The following is a 17,598-nucleotide window of genomic DNA, read 5'->3' on the forward strand; positions in this document are numbered from 1 at the left end:
ACCATTCAAATAAAAGCGCATTGAGTCCACAATCGATTTGTTGTCATAATAGCTATGAATAAATTGCATAGCTGGAGTCGCCATGCCAAACCGTACGTTGCCATTAAACGCTATTGACGCTTTTCTGGTCACAGCCCGCCATTTAAACCTCACGCATGCCGCAAAAGAGCTATGTCTGACGCAGGGCGCGGTAAGCCGTAAGATTGCTTCGCTGGAAACATGGTTTGGTTTCCCGCTATTTGAGCGTCATGCCAGAGGTTTGCGGTTATCGCCTCAGGGCAGCGCTCTGCTACCGGAATTACGCTCGGCGTTTGAGCATCTGCAAACCCTTGCCGCACAGGCGCGGGCACAACAAAAGGTGGTTCGCCTGAAAGCGCCGACGTGTGCGATGCGCTGGCTGGTTCCACGACTTATCCAGCTTGAGAAAACGTGCCCTGACTTGCAGGTGGCATTGACGACCACCACTGATCATGGCGTTAACTTCAAAACTGAGCCGTATGATGCGGCCATCGTTTTTGGAACCCATTTCAGCGCGGGTGACCTGCTGTTTGATGAAGCGCTGACCCCGGTAATGAGTACGCAATTGATGGCTGATGAAACGCTGAGTAATTTGACGTTTCTGCATCCGACCAGAGATAAAACGGACTGGTCGCTGTGGCTGGCGAAACAGGATAGCGCAACGTGGGTTATGAAAAAAATCAACACTTCGACACCATGGATCTGGCGATCACGGCGGCGATTCAGGGGCTTGGGGTGGCCATTGCCGATGAAACGCTTGTGGCGGAGGATATTCGTGCCGGACGCCTGATGCGCCCTTATGCGCAAAGCGTTAAGACGGGAGCGAGCTATCGGCTGGTGCTAAGAGATTCAGAGAATAATGCCGCCGGGCTGGCGGCATTTCGTACGAGCTTACTGGATAATTAATCGAGTTTGACGTGATGCCTCATAACCCGTTTGAATAGCATCAGGCGCGCGCGCATAAAGCGATTTGCTATGCGAAAACCCGCATGTTTATTCAGTCCTATGCGTAGCAACCTGTCGCGCCCTTTGCTGCAGGAGTGCCAGAGAACAGGGCCATGGAGCACATCGCGGGTGACGCTGGCCTCGCGGGCAAAATTAACCCAGTAATCGGCGACCTTTGCCGCAAATGCCAGATCCCGCTCATTAACATAATGGCACGCAGGCTCCGTCAGCATCAGGTTATCAAAGACATACGGCACTTCGTTTCCATGCCACGCACCGTTGGCGTAGGTGTCATGTTCGGCCTCAGCAACGTAGTCAAACCAGTAACGCCAGCAGGGCTGCCCGATGCGCTGTTGCGCCTGCATGACCACCAGCCCGAGCGAAGTAAACGCCATATCCCGGCAGACCTGACGCCCCAGTTCCACATCCCCTTTTACCCCCGGGTAAAGCAGCTTAATGATCCCGAGGCCAAAACGTTGCTCGCGACGTAACTTGTCAATTTGCCCGGCAAGGTCGACGCCAAACTCGGCCATCACGCTGGCTTCATCACTGTTGGAGCCGACAATAACCGGCATCGGGTGCTGCGATGCGCTGAAAAAAACGTCCAGTGACGGCACAGGCAGGACGCTGTCTCCGGCAATCGGCGCGGGGTCTATTTTCAGCGGTGAAGCGAGTGGCCAGAATGCCTCAGCCGGGATCGCACGCAATCTCTCTGCCGTGGCGTCAGGTGCGCCGAGATACTCCGCAACGGCGATCCCTTTTTCCAGTGCGCGCTCAAGCGGCGTATCCGGCAAGGTGTAGCTGCTTTGAATAATGGCTTTGTGGAAGAGCCCCTTCGCCTTTGGCGAGGCCATCAGCGACATCACACTTCGTCCCCCGGCGGATTCACCAAAAAGCGTGACATTGCGGGCATCTCCACCGAAGGCATGGATATTCTCTTTAACCCAGCGCAGCGCAGCAATTTGATCAAGCAGGCCGAAGTTACAGAGGGTTTCCCCTTCTTCCCCTTGCAGTGCCGGGTGGGCAAAGAAGCCCAGATGCCCCAGGCGATAATTGAGCGTAACCAGCACCACACCGCGCCGGGCGAGAGCTTTACCATCATAAGGCGGCAAATCACCGGCACCCATGGTAAAACCGCCGCCGTGCAGCCAGACCATCACCGGCAGTGGCGCACGGTGCGCAGCAGGTGCGCAGATATTCAGATAAAGACAATCTTCGGAAAGCCGTCCCGGGTCGCCACCGGCTATCTGTGTGCAAATTTCACTGTTTTGCCAGCTGGCGGCAGAAAATGTGTCGGCCGCACGGATCCCCTGCCAGGGCGCTGGCGGTTGCGGGGACCGCCAGCGTAGCGGGCCGACGGGCGGCGCCGCGTACGGAATGCCCCGCCAGCTAAGGCAATCATCGTCCAGAGTGCCCAGAAGCGTGCCGTCTCGGGTTTCAACTATCGGGGGAGAGGGATTTTCCATGACAACATCCTGTTTATTCACACCCGTAGCAGAGTACCTTTTTTACAACAGACCGCAACGCCGTTTGCTGCGCTCTTCTGCCTGCTCGTAGAGGGTGAACTCATCGAGTACTTCGCAGCCGAGAGCCTCTTCAAATCGCCGCTTGCTGGCGTTGCCGTGGCTTCGCTGTTGCGTCTCATTGCCAAGGTTTGACTGAAAGATCCCGGCCGCACTGACGGGCAGAAAATCTTCGTAGATGATGGGTTGCGCAACCACCCAACCGCGCTCGATAAGCGGTTGCGGATCATCGCCCGGACGAATCGCCTTACGGTGAGCCTCGCCGGATGGCGTCAGGCGATAGCGGAAGTAGGCCAGTTGCTGGCGGCGCAACAGCATTTCGCTGTCGGGGAAAGATTTAAATATCTCCTGCAGATGTAGCTGATGTGTCAGATTGTCTTTCCCGGTGCCGGCTTCGTTGAGTAGCCGATCATACAATGCCCTGCCTTTTGGCGTCAGTGCCACACCGCGCTGTTCGATTTCACCAAACCGTGCAGTATGTGTCCCCTCCTGCTCGCCGGCGAACAATACCGGTTCATCAAGTGCTTTGAAGCTGGTCTGGCGCAATAAGATCGGTACATCGCGGCGCGGCGGACCTTCAATCAGAATTTTGGGTTCGATTCCATATTTCGGCATCAGCGCCTGAACCTGATCAATGTCCAGCGTGCGCGGCGTCAGGTGGTTAATATGGCAGCCGGGAAAGCAGACCACATCGGCAATCAGACGGTGCTCAGTGTGGAGCGCATGGTATGTCAGAGCGTCCACGGTGGCATGACGATGCCAGCGAAAGGTCTCCAGCGCCTCTTTCACAAATTCATTCGCCTGCCCGGCAGTGAACCCGCCGGATTGTTCATGCAAGGCAATCAGCTCATGGCAGCGCGGGGTGAAGATGTCCCTGCGCTCTAAAATAGCCGCAGCTTTCTCGCGCAGTTGCGTATCCTCAATCAGTTCAGGGCGCAATAGCGAGCTAAAGATGCGAAACGGATTGCGCGCCAGGGCCGCATCATCTATGGGGCGAAAGGCGGTGGAGTGTACCGGAACACCCGCCTGTGACAGATCGTAATAGCTCACCGGGAACATGCCCATAATAGCGAACATCCGCCGTAGCGTTGCCAGCTCATCCGGGCGTCCGACGCGGATAGCCCCGTGGCGTTCAACGTTCAGCCGCGCCAGTTCATCTGCGTTAACCAGTTGTTCATGCAGCCTGGGGTTATTCTCCAGTACTGCCAGATTGACGTCCGCAACCAGCTCCAGCAAGGTGCCATACTGCGGAACTTCCTGCTGGTACATCGCTGACATTGCCTGCGAAAATTGTTCCCGAATGTCATCAGCCGTGATGGTGTTCGCCATGTTGTCATGCCTCCAGTGTGTATTACCTGGAGTGTAGAGAAGCCCTCGCGGGCCTGTGGGAGAGAATTTACGAAGTGTGATCGCGGCATAAAAGCAAAAATGGCGTATTTCCGGCCATTTGCATAACCAAAGATTATGATTAAACCCCTACTGACATGCGGGTGACATCACACTGCCGGGAAAATTTGTTTGTAACTCAACGAGATTAAATGTTAAGAATGTTTTGCTACCAAGTTAACATAATTAAGCAACTTTACTTGCCACGGACATCGCTTCGTTTTTACATCATCTTATGGAAAAAAACGGTTTGTTCTCGCAGCGCATACGCTTGCGCCATCTGCATACATTCGTAGCCGTCGCTCAGCAGGGAACCCTGGGGCGTGCGGCAGAAACCCTTAACCTTAGTCAACCAGCACTGTCCAAGACGCTAAATGAACTGGAACAACTCACCGGAACGCGTCTGTTTGAGCGTGGTCGTCTGGGGGCGCAACTTACCCTGGTGGGGGAGCAGTTTTTAACCCATGCTGTGCGCGTTCTTGATGCGCTCAATACCGCCGGCCAGTCGCTCAACTATAAACCAGAGCAAAACAATGCGGTGATCCGTGTTGGCGCGTTACCCACCGCAGCGCTTGGGATTCTGCCGTCGGTGATTGGTCAGGTACATAAGCAGCAGCCGGATATCACCATTCAGGTGGCCACCACAAACAATCCGATGTTATTGGCCGGACTGAAATCCGGCGAGCTGGACGTTGGCATTGGCCGTATGTCAGACCCGGATCTGATGAGCGGCTTAGCCTATGAGATGTTATTCCTTGAGTCTCTCAAACTGGTGGTACGCCCCAACCATCCGCTGTTGCAAACCACAATTACGCTAAGCCGGGTGCTGGAATGGCCCGTCGTCGTGCTGCCAACCGGTACAGTGCCACGCCAGAACACCGAGGATCTGCTGCAAAGCCAGGGCTGCAAACTCCCGACCGGCTGCATAGAAACGCTGTCAGCGTCGTTATCACGGCAATTGACAGTGAACTTTGATTACGTCTGGTTTGTCCCTTCTGGCGCAGTGAAGAACGATTTGCGCGAAGGTTCACTCACCGCGTTACCCATTGTACCGCCGGGTATAGGCGATCCTATCGGCATTCTCACCCGCGTGGATGCCCCCCTCTCTATCGGCGTGCAAACGCTGATCGCCGCTATTCGTAAAACCGTGCCGGATTAACCTGCCCGCGCGGCAGGCCCGGGCAGTTGCGCAAATGGTAAACTTATTGTTAATTGTGTGATAAAAGATAGTTGTTGATTAAGGATTGCTGTTACGCAGCGTAGTGTCTGTGCAAGAGCAATCCGCTGTCCGGAAAAACACATGAAATTCAAAACTGCCATAAAACCCTATCGCGCCGCTGCCGGTGGATTAGGTTCTCTTGAAGCCACAACCCGCTTCGTTATCGACAGCAAAAATACCCTTAAGAACTTGCGCAATCTGCTGCGCATGAATAAAGCCCGCGGCTTTGACTGCCCCGGTTGTGCCTGGGGTGATGACAACAAAAGCACTTTCAGTTTCTGCGAAAACGGCGCGAAAGCGGTAACCTGGGAGGCAACACGCCGCCAGATTGACGCAAGCTTTTTTGCGCAACACAGCGTAAGCGCTCTCAACCGTCAGAGCGACTATTTCCTGGAGTATCAGGGCCGACTCACAGAGCCACTACGCTATAACCCGCAAACCGATCACTACGAACCGGTGAGCTGGGATGACGCATTTGCCCTGATTGGACGCCATATTCGCGAAATGGACCACCCGAACCAGATGGAACTTTACACCTCGGGTCGCGCCAGTAATGAAGCATCCTATCTTTATCAGCTGTTTGGTCGAATGGTCGGCACTAACAACTTCCCCGATTGTTCGAACATGTGTCACGAGGCCAGCGGCGCCGGGCTGAAACGCAGTATTGGTGTGGGTAAAGGCACCATTCATCTCACCGATTTTGAACAGGCCGATGCGATTTTCGTCTTTGGACAGAACCCGGGCACCAACCATCCGCGTATGCTTCACAGCCTGCGCCATGCGGCCGATCGAGGCGCGCATATCGTCACCTTTAATACCCTGCGCGAACGTGGTCTGGAACGCTTTGCCGACCCGCAAAAACCGCTGGAAGTGGTCACCTCGATGGCAGGTACTATCAGTTCTGCCTATTATCAGCCAAATCTGGGTGGTGATATGGCCGCCGTACGCGGGATGGCAAAAGCCTTACTGGAAACCCATCGTCAGCGTCTGGCGAACGGGGAAGCCGGTATATTCGACGATGCGTTTATTGCTCAACACACCACTGGCATTGAGGCCTGGTTTGCGCAAATCGATGCCACATCCTGGCAGTTCATTGAAGCACAATCCGGTTTGAGTGAGCAGCAATTATGTGATGCCGCCGCCGTATGGCAGAACGCCCGGCGGGTCATTTGCACCTGGGCTATGGGCATTACCCAGCATAAGCATTCGCTGGATACGGTACGTGAAATCGTCAATTTGCAACTGCTCGGCGGTCATTTAGGCAAACCGGGCGCGGGGCTGTGCCCGGTGCGCGGCCACAGTAACGTGCAGGGCAACCGGACCATGGGGATAGATGAAAAACCCCCGGCCGCCCTGCTCGACAGCCTTGCTCGTCACTTTTGTTTCGAACCACCGCGCGCCCCCGGACATCATACCGTAGCCGCCATTCAGGCTATGTTGCGCGATGAAGTGAAGGTACTTATCACGCTGGGTGGTAATCTTGCTGCCGCTGCGCCGGACACCACGTTAACCTGTGAGGCATTAAAGCGCTGCGGTTTGACCGTGCATATCAGTACCAAACTCAACCGAACCCATTTGATGCCAGGTGCGCAGTCGCTCATTTTACCGACGCTGGGACGTACCGAAGAGGACATGCAGGCGACGGGCCGTCAGTTCGTGACCGTAGAAGACTCATTTAGCATGGTGCATGCCTCAGAAGGTATTGGTAAGCCGCTGGCAGAAACGCAAAAATCGGAAACCGCAATTGTCGCCGGTATCGCCCACGCGGCGCTGGGAAACAGCAAACTCGACTGGCTGGCCTTAGCCGATGATTACAATCTGATTCGCGATCATATCGCCGCCACCATCCCCGGCTTCAACAATTTCAATGCCCGCTGCGAAGAGCCCGGTGGTTTCTGGCTCGGAAACAGTGCGGCCTCTCTCAATTTTGCTACCCCGTCCGGTAAAGCGCAGTTCAGTAGCGCACCGCTGCCGGAGGCCGTCTGCCCGGAGATTAGCGCGCCTTTTGTGTTACAGACATTACGTTCGCACGATCAGTACAACACGACGATTTACGGTCTGGATGACCGCTATCGCGGGGTTTATGGTCAGCGCGACGTCCTCTTTATGCACCCGGACGATATTCTGGCTCTGGGGCTGAGCGATGGTGATCGCGTCGATATAACCACCCTGTCGACCGACGGCATTACGCGTCAGGTGACAGGGTTTCGTCTCGTTGCGTACGGCATCCCGCGCGGCAATCTTGCGGCCTATTATCCGGAAACGAACCCACTGGTTCCCCTGACCCGCTACGGTGACGGTACCGGAACACCGACCTCAAAATCCATTCCTGTGACGATTACCCCCTCGCGAAGTGTCGATACGTTGCGTATCGCCTGATCACGCTGGCCCGCCATGCGCGGGCCAGTTCTCAAATAATGCGATCTAATTTATTAACAATTGCACCATGCAATTTAACAGATTTATCATATTTGCAAATTCACCAAATGGTTCGTTTACCATATAAACAGTGAGTTTTTCATGCGGATAAACCCAATTAGATCTGCAATAAAACGACAAACCTTTAAAGCCGTTATCCATTTGGTACAGATTACAGTGGTGCGTATTGGATAACCGGCGTATTTAAGGAGATGGATATGGCACCTGGCAGCACCCCACGCAGAGTAGTTACTCTTCTGCGCTGGCTCCTCGCCATTCTGATGCTTGTCATCGGTCTGGCCATCGGCATTCCTGGCATCAAACTCATCACATTAGGCGGCAGCGTCTGGTTTACCGCGATGGGTATCGTGATGTTGATTGCCGCAATACTTATCCTGCGAAATCATCCCGGCGGCATCATTCTCTATGCGCTGGGCTTTATCGCTTCCATCATTTGGGCAATTTACGATGCCGGATGGGCATTCTGGCCCCTCTTCTCACGCTTATTTACCTTCGCCGTGCTGGCCTTTCTGGCTGCCCTGCTGTGGCCTTTTATGCGCGCGCAGCAGACGGTAAAACCGGTTAACAAATCTGCGTTTGGCGTTGCGGCGATCCTCGCGGTTGTGCTTCTGGCAAGCGTCGGCGGGATGTTTAAAACCTGGAATGTGATCTCTGCGACCGAATCCGTTAGCGTCAAACCGGTTCAGTCAGGTAGCGAGCAGCACGACTGGAAGCACTGGAGCAATACCCCTCATGGCGATCGCTTTGCAGCGCTTGACCAGATCAACAAACAGAATATCGACAAGCTACAAGTCGCATGGGTCGCCCATACCGGGGATATCCCGCAGAGCAATGGTTCTGGTGCGGAAGATCAGAACACACCGCTGCAGATTGGCGATACGCTGTATGTCTGTACCCCATACAGCAAAGTGCTGGCGCTCGATGTCGATTCCGGTAAAGAGAAATGGCGCTATGACGCGAAAGCGACAGCACCGAACTGGCAGCGCTGCCGTGGCCTGGGATATTACGAAGAGCCGCATAATAGTGTCACCCCTGCGGCACAGGCACAACCTGCCGCATGCGAACGCCGCCTGTTCCTGCCAACCACCGATGCACGTCTGGTGGCAATCAATGCCGATAACGGCAAGCCCTGTGCAGACTTTGGTGATAACGGCACCGTTGATCTGAGTGTCGGCATGGGGGATATCAAACCCGGTTACTATCAGCAAACATCCACGCCGTTGGTTGCGGGGAATATCGTTGTGGTCGGCGGCCGCGTGGCGGATAACTACTCCACCGGCGAACCCCCGGGGGTAGTCCGTGCTTATGATGTTCACACCGGCAAACTGGCATGGGCGTGGGATCCGGGCAACCCCGCTCTGAAAGGCTTGCCGCCTGAAGGTCAAACCTACACGCGCGGTACGCCGAACGTCTGGGCGGCAATGTCTTACGATGCGAAACTGAATCTGATCTATCTGCCGACAGGCAACGCCACCCCCGATTTCTGGGCGGGCGAGCGTACCGCGCTGGATGATAAATACAGTTCATCTATTGTGGCGGTTGATGCGACAACCGGTGACGTGCGCTGGCATTTCCAGACGACTCACCACGATTTGTGGGATTTCGACTTACCGTCACAGCCGCTGCTGTATGACTTACCTGACGGTAAAGGCGGCACCACACCTGTACTGGTGCAGACCAGTAAACAGGGCATGATCTTTATGCTCAATCGTGAAACCGGCGAGCCGGTGGCGAAGGTAGAAGAACGCCCGGTTCCCGCCGGTAATGTGAAAGGCGAACGTTATTCCCCTACTCAGCCGTACTCCGTAGGCATGCCGATGATCGGCAATGAAACCCTAAAAGAGTCCGACATGTGGGGTGCAACGCCAGTCGATCTGCTGATGTGCCGTATCGCCTTTAAAGGTATGCGCCATCAGGGGGTCTACACCCCGCCGGGGCTGGATCGCGCATTGCAGTTCCCGGGTTCTCTGGGTGGCATGAACTGGGGTAGCGTCTCAGTCGACCCAATCAACAACCTGATGTTTGTCAACGATATGCGTCTGGGCCTGGCAAACTACATGGTGCCGCGTGAGAACGTCGCCAAAAATGCCAGCGGAATTGAAATGGGCATTGTCCCGATGGACGGTACGCCGTTTGGCGCAATGCGCGAACGTTTCCTGTCACCGCTGGGTATTCCATGTCAGAAACCGCCGTTCGGGACCATGTCCGCTATCGACCTGACATCCGGGAAAATAGTGTGGCAGGTTCCCGTGGGAACTGTTCAGGATACCGGCCCGCTGGGTATTCGCATGCATATGCCAACTCCGATCGGTATGCCGACGCTGGGCGCATCGCTGTCCACCCAGTCTGGTCTGCTGTTCTTTGCTGGCACCCAGGATTTCTACCTGCGCGCGTTTGATACGGCAACGGGTAAAGAGATCTGGAAAGATCGTCTGCCGGTGGGAAGCCAGTCTGGCCCGATGACCTATGTTTCACCGAAAACGGGCAAGCAGTATATCGTCATCAATGCGGGGGGCGCACGCCAGTCACCGGATCGCGGTGATTATATTATTGCTTACGCATTGCCGGATAAGCAGTAAATCTGGTCTCGTTAACAGCAAACCCGCCGCAATGGCGGGTTTGTTATGCAAGATGAAGTTTTATCTATAACTTTTAATGTCAACATTGATGGGGGCTTTATCACGCACAAAAGTTATGATTATTGCGTTATCTCTGGTTTGACCATTTTAATTTCAGCGATTCGCCTTTTATTCATATTAATTGTGCAACTTGTCAAAGTAGCCCCCAGAAAGTGGGTGCCTTGTGCGGCAGTTGTCGCCGCACCGCAGTAAGCAGCACGGTATTTCAACCATTCCATCTGGCTTTTCTTTAAGGCGTCAATCATACCCGTTTTGCGGCTTTCATCGGCCATCCACCACTGCGTATAATCAAAGGCATCAATTTCTTTTAATTTATCCTGATACACTTTTTCAAGTTGATGCTCAGATTTATCAGTTACCTCTTCCAGACACTCAGCATTATTCTCGCCGTACTTCTGAAAACATTTCTCAGCCTCGTCAGAAGTGGTTATATCCACAGAAGATGCCGCCAGTAAACCGTATGAGGAAAATATGAGCGGCAGAAGAGTGATAAATTTATTCATTTCTATGGACTCCTGTCACGAAGGTCTGTGCTTCTTTATCACGACGCAGGTTAACCTGATGGTGCAGACACTTTACAACGTCCCGGCAACTTATACTGATTAAGTCAAAAAAAAGGCCGTGATGAAGATCACCACAGCCTTTCTTGCAACGAGACTTAAAGCCTCATGACATCAGAACGTTTCCCAGTTTTCGCTGCCATTTGCCATAGCAGGACGCTGAGTACTGACGGGCTTCGTCGGGGTTGATGAGGATTTTACTGTACGACTTGTACCACTGGCATGCACACGAAACGCGCCAACCGCCTCGGTAAGACGCGCGGCCTGCTCTTCCAGAGACGTTGCCGCCGCCGTCGCCTCTTCCACAAGGGAGGCGTTCTGCTGGGTGACATTGTCCATCTCAGTGATGGCCTGGCTAACCTGAGTAATACCTTTACTCTGCTCATCCGACGCAGCGGCAATTTCCAGCATGATATCGGTAACGCGTTTCACCGCCGTCACAATCTCATCCATTGTTTCACCAGCAGCCACTACTTCACTGGAGCCTTTATCAATCAAACTCACTGACTCGCTGATTAACGCTTCAATCTCTTTAGCTGCCTGCGCACTGCGGCTTGCCAGAGTACGGACTTCGCTGGCCACCACCGCAAAACCACGGCCTTGTTCACCTGCGCGCGCTGCTTCAACCGCGGCGTTGAGCGCCAGAATATTCGTCTGGAAGGCGATACTGTTGATGACTGCGGTAATTTCGGAAATTTTCTTCGAGCTGGAAGTAATATTGCCCATGGTCTGTACCACGCCATCAACAATCTCACCGCCTTTCGTCGCCTTGCCGGAGGCATCACGCGCCAGGTTGCTGGCATGATGCGCATTATCCGCATTCTGTTTCACGGTCGCCGTAAGCTCTTCCATACTGGCTGCGGTCTGCTCAATCGCTGCGGCCTGCTGCTCAGTACGTGAAGAAAGGTCGGTATTTCCTGCAGAAATCTCGCTGGTTCCGCGATAAATTTCCTCAGCACCGTCACGCACGGTAGTCACGGTTTTCACCAGAGAGCGCTGCATCAATTGCAAATCGCGGGTAAGACGACCAATCTCACTGCGACCAGTGACCTCTTCCGACACGGTAAGATCGCCCGCCGCGATATGTTCAATACGTCTGGCCGCACGCTGCAACGGATTGATCACCACGCGACGCAACACCGTAAAGGTAATGATGGTTAAGAACAGCGCGACAGCAAATGCCCCCGCCATAAAGAGAAGTCCCAGCTGCGTGCGCTGGTGTGCTTGTTCACCGAGTCGAGTCGCGCGATCGCTACGAATCTGAATAGCTTTAAGCAGGTACTCATTAAAGGCACTGTCTAAAACGCGCGCGTGCTCATTTTCATGGTTAATGATGGCTTCAAACATGCCGTTTTTGGCATATTTCAGCATTGGTTGCATGCCGTCGAAATAGGCGTTGAAGCGGGTGGTCAGCTCGCCATCAAGCGCTAAATCTTCCGGAGTTTTAACCGCACGGGCCATGTAGGTATTAAAACCATCCTGCGCTTGCTTGATGCGTTTTTCCGCATCCGCAATGTTCTTTTTCATTTCATCCATTTCCGCGATGCGGCTGGCCGCTCCGGCATGGATCAGGCTGATACGCGCTATACGTAAGTTATTAGAACTGTTAGATAACCCCATACGAACCTGGATTTCTTGCGTCACATCCTGCTGATTTTTGTCAGCCTGCATCAAGAAATACCCTGCTAACCCGGAACTCAACGCAAATAACAGCAATATGCCACTCAGGATAGCGGAAAATAGGGGAACCAATCGAATATTGTGCATAAATCCAATGCCTTGCTGTCTGTGCATCGCTGCTGTGTTATCCATAGCTATCGACTCTCTTTTATATAAGATGCGTAAAACACGCCTGTAAGAAAGGTATCGGCAATTGTGGGATTTATGTTACGGAGAAAAATGTCAGGCGGGTCACAGATTTAAACATTTAAAATGCCAGCGGCATAACCGCTGGCCAGGCGTTTTACTTATTTGTCGCCGAAATGAATGACAGTACGAATCGACTTACCTTCATGCATGAGGTCGAAGGCTTCGTTGATCTGATCTAACGGGAGTCGATGCGTAATAAACGGGTCGAGACGAATCTTGCCCGCCATCGCGTCCTCTACCATTCCCGGCAGTTGAGTGCGCCCTTTTACGCCACCAAAGGCAGAACCGCGCCACACGCGACCGGTCACCAACTGGAACGGACGGGTTTTGATCTCCTGGCCCGCACCGGCAACACCAATAATCACGCTTTCGCCCCAGCCCTTGTGGCAGCACTCAAGCGCCGCGCGCATCACATCAACATTACCGATACATTCAAAGCTGAAATCAACGCCACCGTCAGTCAGTTCAACAATGACCTCCTGAATCGGTTTTTCGTAATCTTTTGGATTTACGAAATCGGTGGCTCCCATCTCTTTCGCCAGGGTGAATTTATCCGGGTTGGTATCTACGGCAATAATACGACCAGCTTTAGCCTGAACCGCGCCCTGAATAACCGCCAGACCAATGCCGCCCAGGCCGAACACCGCAACGGTGTCCCCCTCTTTCACTTTCGCGGTGTTGTGCACCGCACCGATACCGGTGGTGACACCACAGCCCAACAGGCACACTTTTTCCAGTGGCGCCTGCGGATTAACTTTCGCCAGGGAAATCTCGGCCACCACCGTATATTCGCTAAACGTGCTGGTCCCCATATAGTGATAAATCGGCTCTCCATTGTAGGAGAAACGGGTAGTGCCATCAGGCATTAGCCCCTTGCCCTGAGTGGCACGAACGGCCTGACAAAGGTTCGTTTTACCGGATTTACAGAACTTACATTCACCACATTCTGCGGTGTACAACGGAATGACATGATCGCCGGGTTTCAGGCTGGTCACGCCTTCGCCAACGTCCACAACAATACCACCGCCTTCGTGACCGAGTACCGCCGGGAATACACCTTCCGGATCATCACCTGACAGAGTAAAAGCATCGGTATGGCAAACGCCGGTGTGGGTGATGCGTACCAGGACTTCGCCTTTTTTCGGCGGTGCGACATCAATCTCAACAATTTTGAGCGGCTGACCCGGCCCAAACGCAACAGCAGCACGTGATTTCATCAAACTCTTCCTTTTTCGGTGTACGTTAATGTTTATTTTAGATAAGAGCGCAAAAGATGACCGACTTCCGCCATGCGGGCAGCGCGCTGATCGGGTGTGGTCTCGCCACTGACCAGTTCATCTTTCAGGTGTATTTCCACCATTTCCCCCATCAGACCGTTCGCCGCACCGCGTACGGCAGCAATCTGTTGCAGAATAGCAATACAGGGATCGCCATTTTCCAGTGCGCGCTCCAGCGCGTCGACCTGGCCACGGATGCGACGAACCCGGGTGAGAATGCGTTTTTTATCTTCAGGTGAATGCGGCATAACCACTCCTTATATACTATAGGGGGGTATGGTACATCATTTCATTTCTTGCTGCAAAATTAACGTGTTGTAGTAACTATACCCATGCGCAGGATGACGCCCGCGTCTTTGTTAGCCATTGTTGAGAATATTCCCTTGCCTTTTCGCTCTGGTCTGACTATTGATCCGCCTTGCGCCTACAGCGTGATCAATAGCAAATATTTTTGGCGGTATATAATTACGCTTTCCAGAAAAAGAGAATATATCTTGTGAAATTGTCATATATGTGGGTGAAGAATAAAATTAATATATTCAAACGCGGAGTTTAGCCACGCTATGAATGAATTTAGCTTCACTAAATAATGCTAAGCGGAAATATTAAAAATCATCGCTTTAAAAATGCGCAACACTGCGTCAAGCTGTTGATTTATCGCCATCTATTATAATCAACCTATTTATTTTCTTCGGTAATATAAATTAATTAATCATTATGACGATAATGCTTTTATTGCATTTTTTCGCAATCGCATTATTTATTTGGGGTTTCACGCTGGAGCAGGACAATATGGTTAAGAATATGAACATCCGCAGAAAGTTAACATCGGCTTTTGGTTTGATTATTTTGGTTTTAATGGTGCTAAGTAGCGTATTTTATTACAATTTTAGCACCCTTGTCACTGCGAACAACTGGAATGTGCATACTTATCAAGTGATTGATGAAAACAGAGCGTTAACGTTAAGTCTGGTGAATATGGAAACCGGCTTGCGCGGCTTTGCGCTCACCGGGAAAGAGGAGATGCTGGAGCCTTATAATAGCGGTCAGAAATCATTTTCCAGCCACTGGGACGCACTTAAGGAATTTATCGCCGACAATCCCGCTCAGCAAGCCCGTCTCAAGAATCTTTCAGAACAGTATTCGCTATGGTTGCGTGATGTTGCCGAGAGAATTATTAACAACCGCCGGGATGTATCAAACCAAAAGATGAGTGCTGATGACTTTAATAGCCGTTTCGAAGCGAATACGGGCAAAAGTCAAATGGACAGTATGCGAGGCATTATTGATGAGATGATTAATGCGGAAAGTGTATTACTTCAGGTCAGACAGGACACCGTGAAGTCAACAGAGACACAAACCCGATTTATTCTCATCTTTGGGGCGCTCCTGAGCGTGATTATTGCTCTGGCATTATGCATTATTATTTCACGAATTATTACTGCACCACTGCAGATTGCTGTCAAAGCCGCAGAGGCAATTGCCCAGGGGGATTTAACATCTTCAATCAAGGGGCACTCACGTGATGAAACCGGGCAACTACTGAACGCACTGGATGCCATGCAGATTCAGTTACGTTCCCTTGTTGAGAAAATTCAGGATTCGGCAGCATCAATTGACGAGGCGGCCAGGGAAGTGGCTATCGGAAATACCAATTTATCGAGCCGGACGGAAGAGCAAGCCGCGTCACTCATTGAAACCTCGGCCAGCATGGAGCAGCTAACGGTGACGGTACGCCAAAACACATCGAATGCACAGCATGCCAGTACGCTTGCTGCCACGGCCTCTTCTGTCGCGGAGCGTGGCGGCAGGGTCGTGCAAAATGTCATTAATACAATGGGTTCTATTTCTGACAGTTCGCAACACATCGTCGAGATCATCAGCACCATTGAAGGGATCGCTTTCCAGACCAATATTCTGGCATTAAACGCGGCAGTTGAAGCGGCAAGAGCGGGAGAACAAGGCCGTGGTTTTGCTGTCGTAGCCAGTGAAGTCCGTGGACTGGCGCAGCGAAGCGCGACCGCTGCAAAGGAAATAAAAGAGTTGATTGAAGCCTCAAGTGCCAAAGTCTCAGAAGGCGCGACGCTTGTCGGTCAGGCCGGCACCACAATGGATGAAATCCTGGCCTCCATTCATGAAGTCGCTTCATTGATGACTGAAATCTCAACGGCGTCCGGGGAACAATCTACCGGCATTGAACATATCAGAGTGGCAGTGAACCAGATGGACGATGTGACGCAACAAAACGCCGCGTTAGTCGAACAGGCCGCTGCCGCTGCAGCCTCTCTGGAGGAACAGGCGTCAACATTGACCCACACGGTTGGGACATTCCGCGTGGTTTAACCTCATCGTGCGCCAGGATCGCTATCCTGGCGCGCAACGGTTTCATATCACAGGTCATCACTATTTTCATTTGACCGTCAGCGATTTCACCCCCTCAATACGGGATAAATTCGCGCCAATATCACTTATTGGCGTACCGGGGTGTAGCGTCAAAACAAGGAATAGTTCACTTGTTTTATCCCCCGTCTGGCTATTTTTCAGGGAACGAAAGGCAAATTTAACGGACCTTTCCTGTAATGCGGCCAAAACGACGGGTACACTTTCTTGTTTCAGTTTAATCTGCACACCATAATGTTTGCTCAAAAAATGGTGGCTTAACTGCCGGAAGACCTCGAGCACAAAAAGGGTCATAAATGCGCCATAAATGCCAATGGCATACATTCCGCTGCCAATGACCAGCCCAATAGCTGATGTAACCCACATCCCTGCCGCAGTGGTGAGCCCCTTGACGATCTGTTTTTGAATAATGATGGTTCCGGCGCCCAGAAACCCCACGCCACTGACCACCTGTGCTGCCACCCTGCTGGGATCCAGAGCAACATGATTCTCCTGCAAAATATCCTCAAAGCCATATTTGGAGACAATCATAAACAGCGCACTGCCAATCCCGACAAGAACATGCGTTCTTAATCCAGCGTCTTTTGCGCGTAGCTGACGTTCAAGACCAATAAGCCCGCCAAGTAACCCCGCCAGCGCAACGCGTAGTAATAAATCAGTCACCATTTTTCGCTTCCTTTATATATCCTCACGACGGTTGCTTTATTCAACCAAAGCACATAACCGCGCGATCGCAAGGCAAGCGCGTGATTCGACGAAAATCTTCTTCCTCTTTACCGTTATTCATTTTACTGTCGGGAACCACGTCAATCTGGCTGAGGATATGAAAGACAGAACCTATGGAAAAGAACCTGCACACGGCCATTGCTCTGCGTAAGGCGGGCGAATATGAAAAAAGCCGTGAATTACTTGAAGGCCTTATCAATAGTACGGAATTAAAAGCACGCGCCCTGCTCAATATTGCCTGGTCCTGGGACAACCAGGGCGCTGAGGATAAAGCGGAAATATATTACCAGGCCGCTTTAGAGGCAGGGCTTGAAGGAGAAGACCAATTTGACGCGCTATTTGGTCTCGCCTGTACTTACCGCTGTCTTGGAAAATACACCTTAGCCAAAGCGCATTTTGTCGAAATATTGACGGCCTGGCCCGACGCAACGGAAATTATCCCCTTTTACGCCCTGTGCCTGCATAACCTTGGCGAAAATGATAAGGCGATGTCGGTGATGCTGGAACTCGTTGCACGGCACCCGCCGACAGAGAATATTAAACGCTATCAAAAAGCGTTGCACTTTTACGCCCGGAATCTTACCGGAGCGTGAGCGA

General features: G+C 52.4%; 12 protein-coding genes and 1 pseudogene. 6 read left to right on the plus strand and 7 right to left on the minus strand.

From position 1 onward, the window contains the following. Positions 1–82 precede the first annotated feature (82 nt). A pseudogene (locus AAIG39_RS10820) lies at positions 83–924 on the plus strand (LysR family transcriptional regulator). Here AAIG39_RS10820 and AAIG39_RS10825 read toward each other — a convergent pair. Both AAIG39_RS10825 and hglS read right to left on the minus strand, forming a co-directional pair. Beyond that, on the minus strand, positions 921–2,429 hold the full coding sequence (locus AAIG39_RS10825; RefSeq protein WP_343193825.1) for a carboxylesterase/lipase family protein: 1,509 nt from the start codon (positions 2,427–2,429) through the stop codon (positions 921–923). The pseudogene AAIG39_RS10820 and the gene AAIG39_RS10825 sit on opposite strands and share 4 nt — an antisense overlap. A gap of 42 nt (positions 2,430–2,471) precedes the next feature. Continuing rightward, positions 2,472–3,815 carry a 2-oxoadipate dioxygenase/decarboxylase HglS gene (gene hglS / locus AAIG39_RS10830; RefSeq protein WP_343193826.1) on the minus strand — a complete coding sequence of 448 codons (1,344 nt, stop codon included), beginning with the start codon at positions 3,813–3,815 and terminating at the stop codon, positions 2,472–2,474. Positions 3,816–4,107: 292 nt separating this feature from the next. Here hglS and AAIG39_RS10835 point away from each other — a divergent pair, with 292 nt between their 5' ends. From AAIG39_RS10835 to AAIG39_RS10845, 3 genes are all read left to right on the plus strand, one after another. Then, positions 4,108–5,031 (plus strand): LysR substrate-binding domain-containing protein, encoded by a 924-nt coding sequence (locus AAIG39_RS10835; RefSeq protein ID WP_343193827.1) that lies wholly within the window; start codon positions 4,108–4,110, stop codon positions 5,029–5,031. A 141-nt stretch (positions 5,032–5,172) separates the two neighbouring features. Further along, positions 5,173–7,470 (plus strand): FdhF/YdeP family oxidoreductase, encoded by a 2,298-nt coding sequence (locus AAIG39_RS10840; protein ID WP_343193828.1) that lies wholly within the window; start codon positions 5,173–5,175, stop codon positions 7,468–7,470. A 257-nt stretch (positions 7,471–7,727) separates the two neighbouring features. Continuing rightward, complete coding sequence (locus tag AAIG39_RS10845; RefSeq protein ID WP_343193829.1) at positions 7,728–10,109, plus strand: glucose/quinate/shikimate family membrane-bound PQQ-dependent dehydrogenase; 2,382 nt, start codon at positions 7,728–7,730, stop codon at positions 10,107–10,109. 119 nt (positions 10,110–10,228) lie between these two features. Here AAIG39_RS10845 and AAIG39_RS10850 read toward each other — a convergent pair whose 3' ends face one another. The 4 genes from AAIG39_RS10850 to AAIG39_RS10865 all read right to left on the minus strand — a co-directional run bounded on the left by AAIG39_RS10850 (position 10,229) and on the right by AAIG39_RS10865 (position 14,123). Further along, the gene (locus AAIG39_RS10850; protein WP_343193830.1) at positions 10,229–10,672 is read right to left on the minus strand and encodes a lysozyme inhibitor LprI family protein; all 444 of its coding nucleotides are present in this window, start codon (positions 10,670–10,672) and stop codon (positions 10,229–10,231) included. A gap of 171 nt (positions 10,673–10,843) precedes the next feature. Beyond that, the gene (locus AAIG39_RS10855) at positions 10,844–12,541 is read right to left on the minus strand and encodes a methyl-accepting chemotaxis protein (protein ID WP_343193831.1); all 1,698 of its coding nucleotides are present in this window, start codon (positions 12,539–12,541) and stop codon (positions 10,844–10,846) included. A gap of 155 nt (positions 12,542–12,696) precedes the next feature. Further along, on the minus strand, positions 12,697–13,815 hold the full coding sequence (locus tag AAIG39_RS10860) for an S-(hydroxymethyl)glutathione dehydrogenase/class III alcohol dehydrogenase (protein ID WP_090084223.1): 1,119 nt from the start codon (positions 13,813–13,815) through the stop codon (positions 12,697–12,699). Positions 13,816–13,847: 32 nt separating this feature from the next. Next, entirely contained in the window at positions 13,848–14,123 is a 276-nt protein-coding gene (locus AAIG39_RS10865) for a metal/formaldehyde-sensitive transcriptional repressor (protein WP_047370426.1), read from the minus strand. 469 nt (positions 14,124–14,592) lie between these two features. On the opposite strand from AAIG39_RS10865, the gene AAIG39_RS10870 reads away from it, so the two are divergent. Next, complete coding sequence (locus tag AAIG39_RS10870) at positions 14,593–16,218, plus strand: methyl-accepting chemotaxis protein (protein WP_343193832.1); 1,626 nt, start codon at positions 14,593–14,595, stop codon at positions 16,216–16,218. A gap of 66 nt (positions 16,219–16,284) precedes the next feature. Here AAIG39_RS10870 and AAIG39_RS10875 read toward each other — a convergent pair whose 3' ends face one another. Beyond that, the gene (locus tag AAIG39_RS10875) at positions 16,285–16,941 is read right to left on the minus strand and encodes an MgtC/SapB family protein (protein WP_343193833.1); all 657 of its coding nucleotides are present in this window, start codon (positions 16,939–16,941) and stop codon (positions 16,285–16,287) included. Between the two features lie 173 nt (positions 16,942–17,114). Between AAIG39_RS10875 and AAIG39_RS10880 the strand changes: the two genes are divergently transcribed. Next, positions 17,115–17,594 carry a tetratricopeptide repeat protein gene (locus AAIG39_RS10880; protein ID WP_343193834.1) on the plus strand — a complete coding sequence of 160 codons (480 nt, stop codon included), beginning with the start codon at positions 17,115–17,117 and terminating at the stop codon, positions 17,592–17,594. Positions 17,595–17,598 lie beyond the last annotated feature (4 nt).

It is taken from the genome of Phytobacter palmae (assembly GCF_039409775.1).
Taxonomy (GTDB): Bacteria; Pseudomonadota; Gammaproteobacteria; order Enterobacterales; family Enterobacteriaceae; genus Phytobacter; species Phytobacter palmae.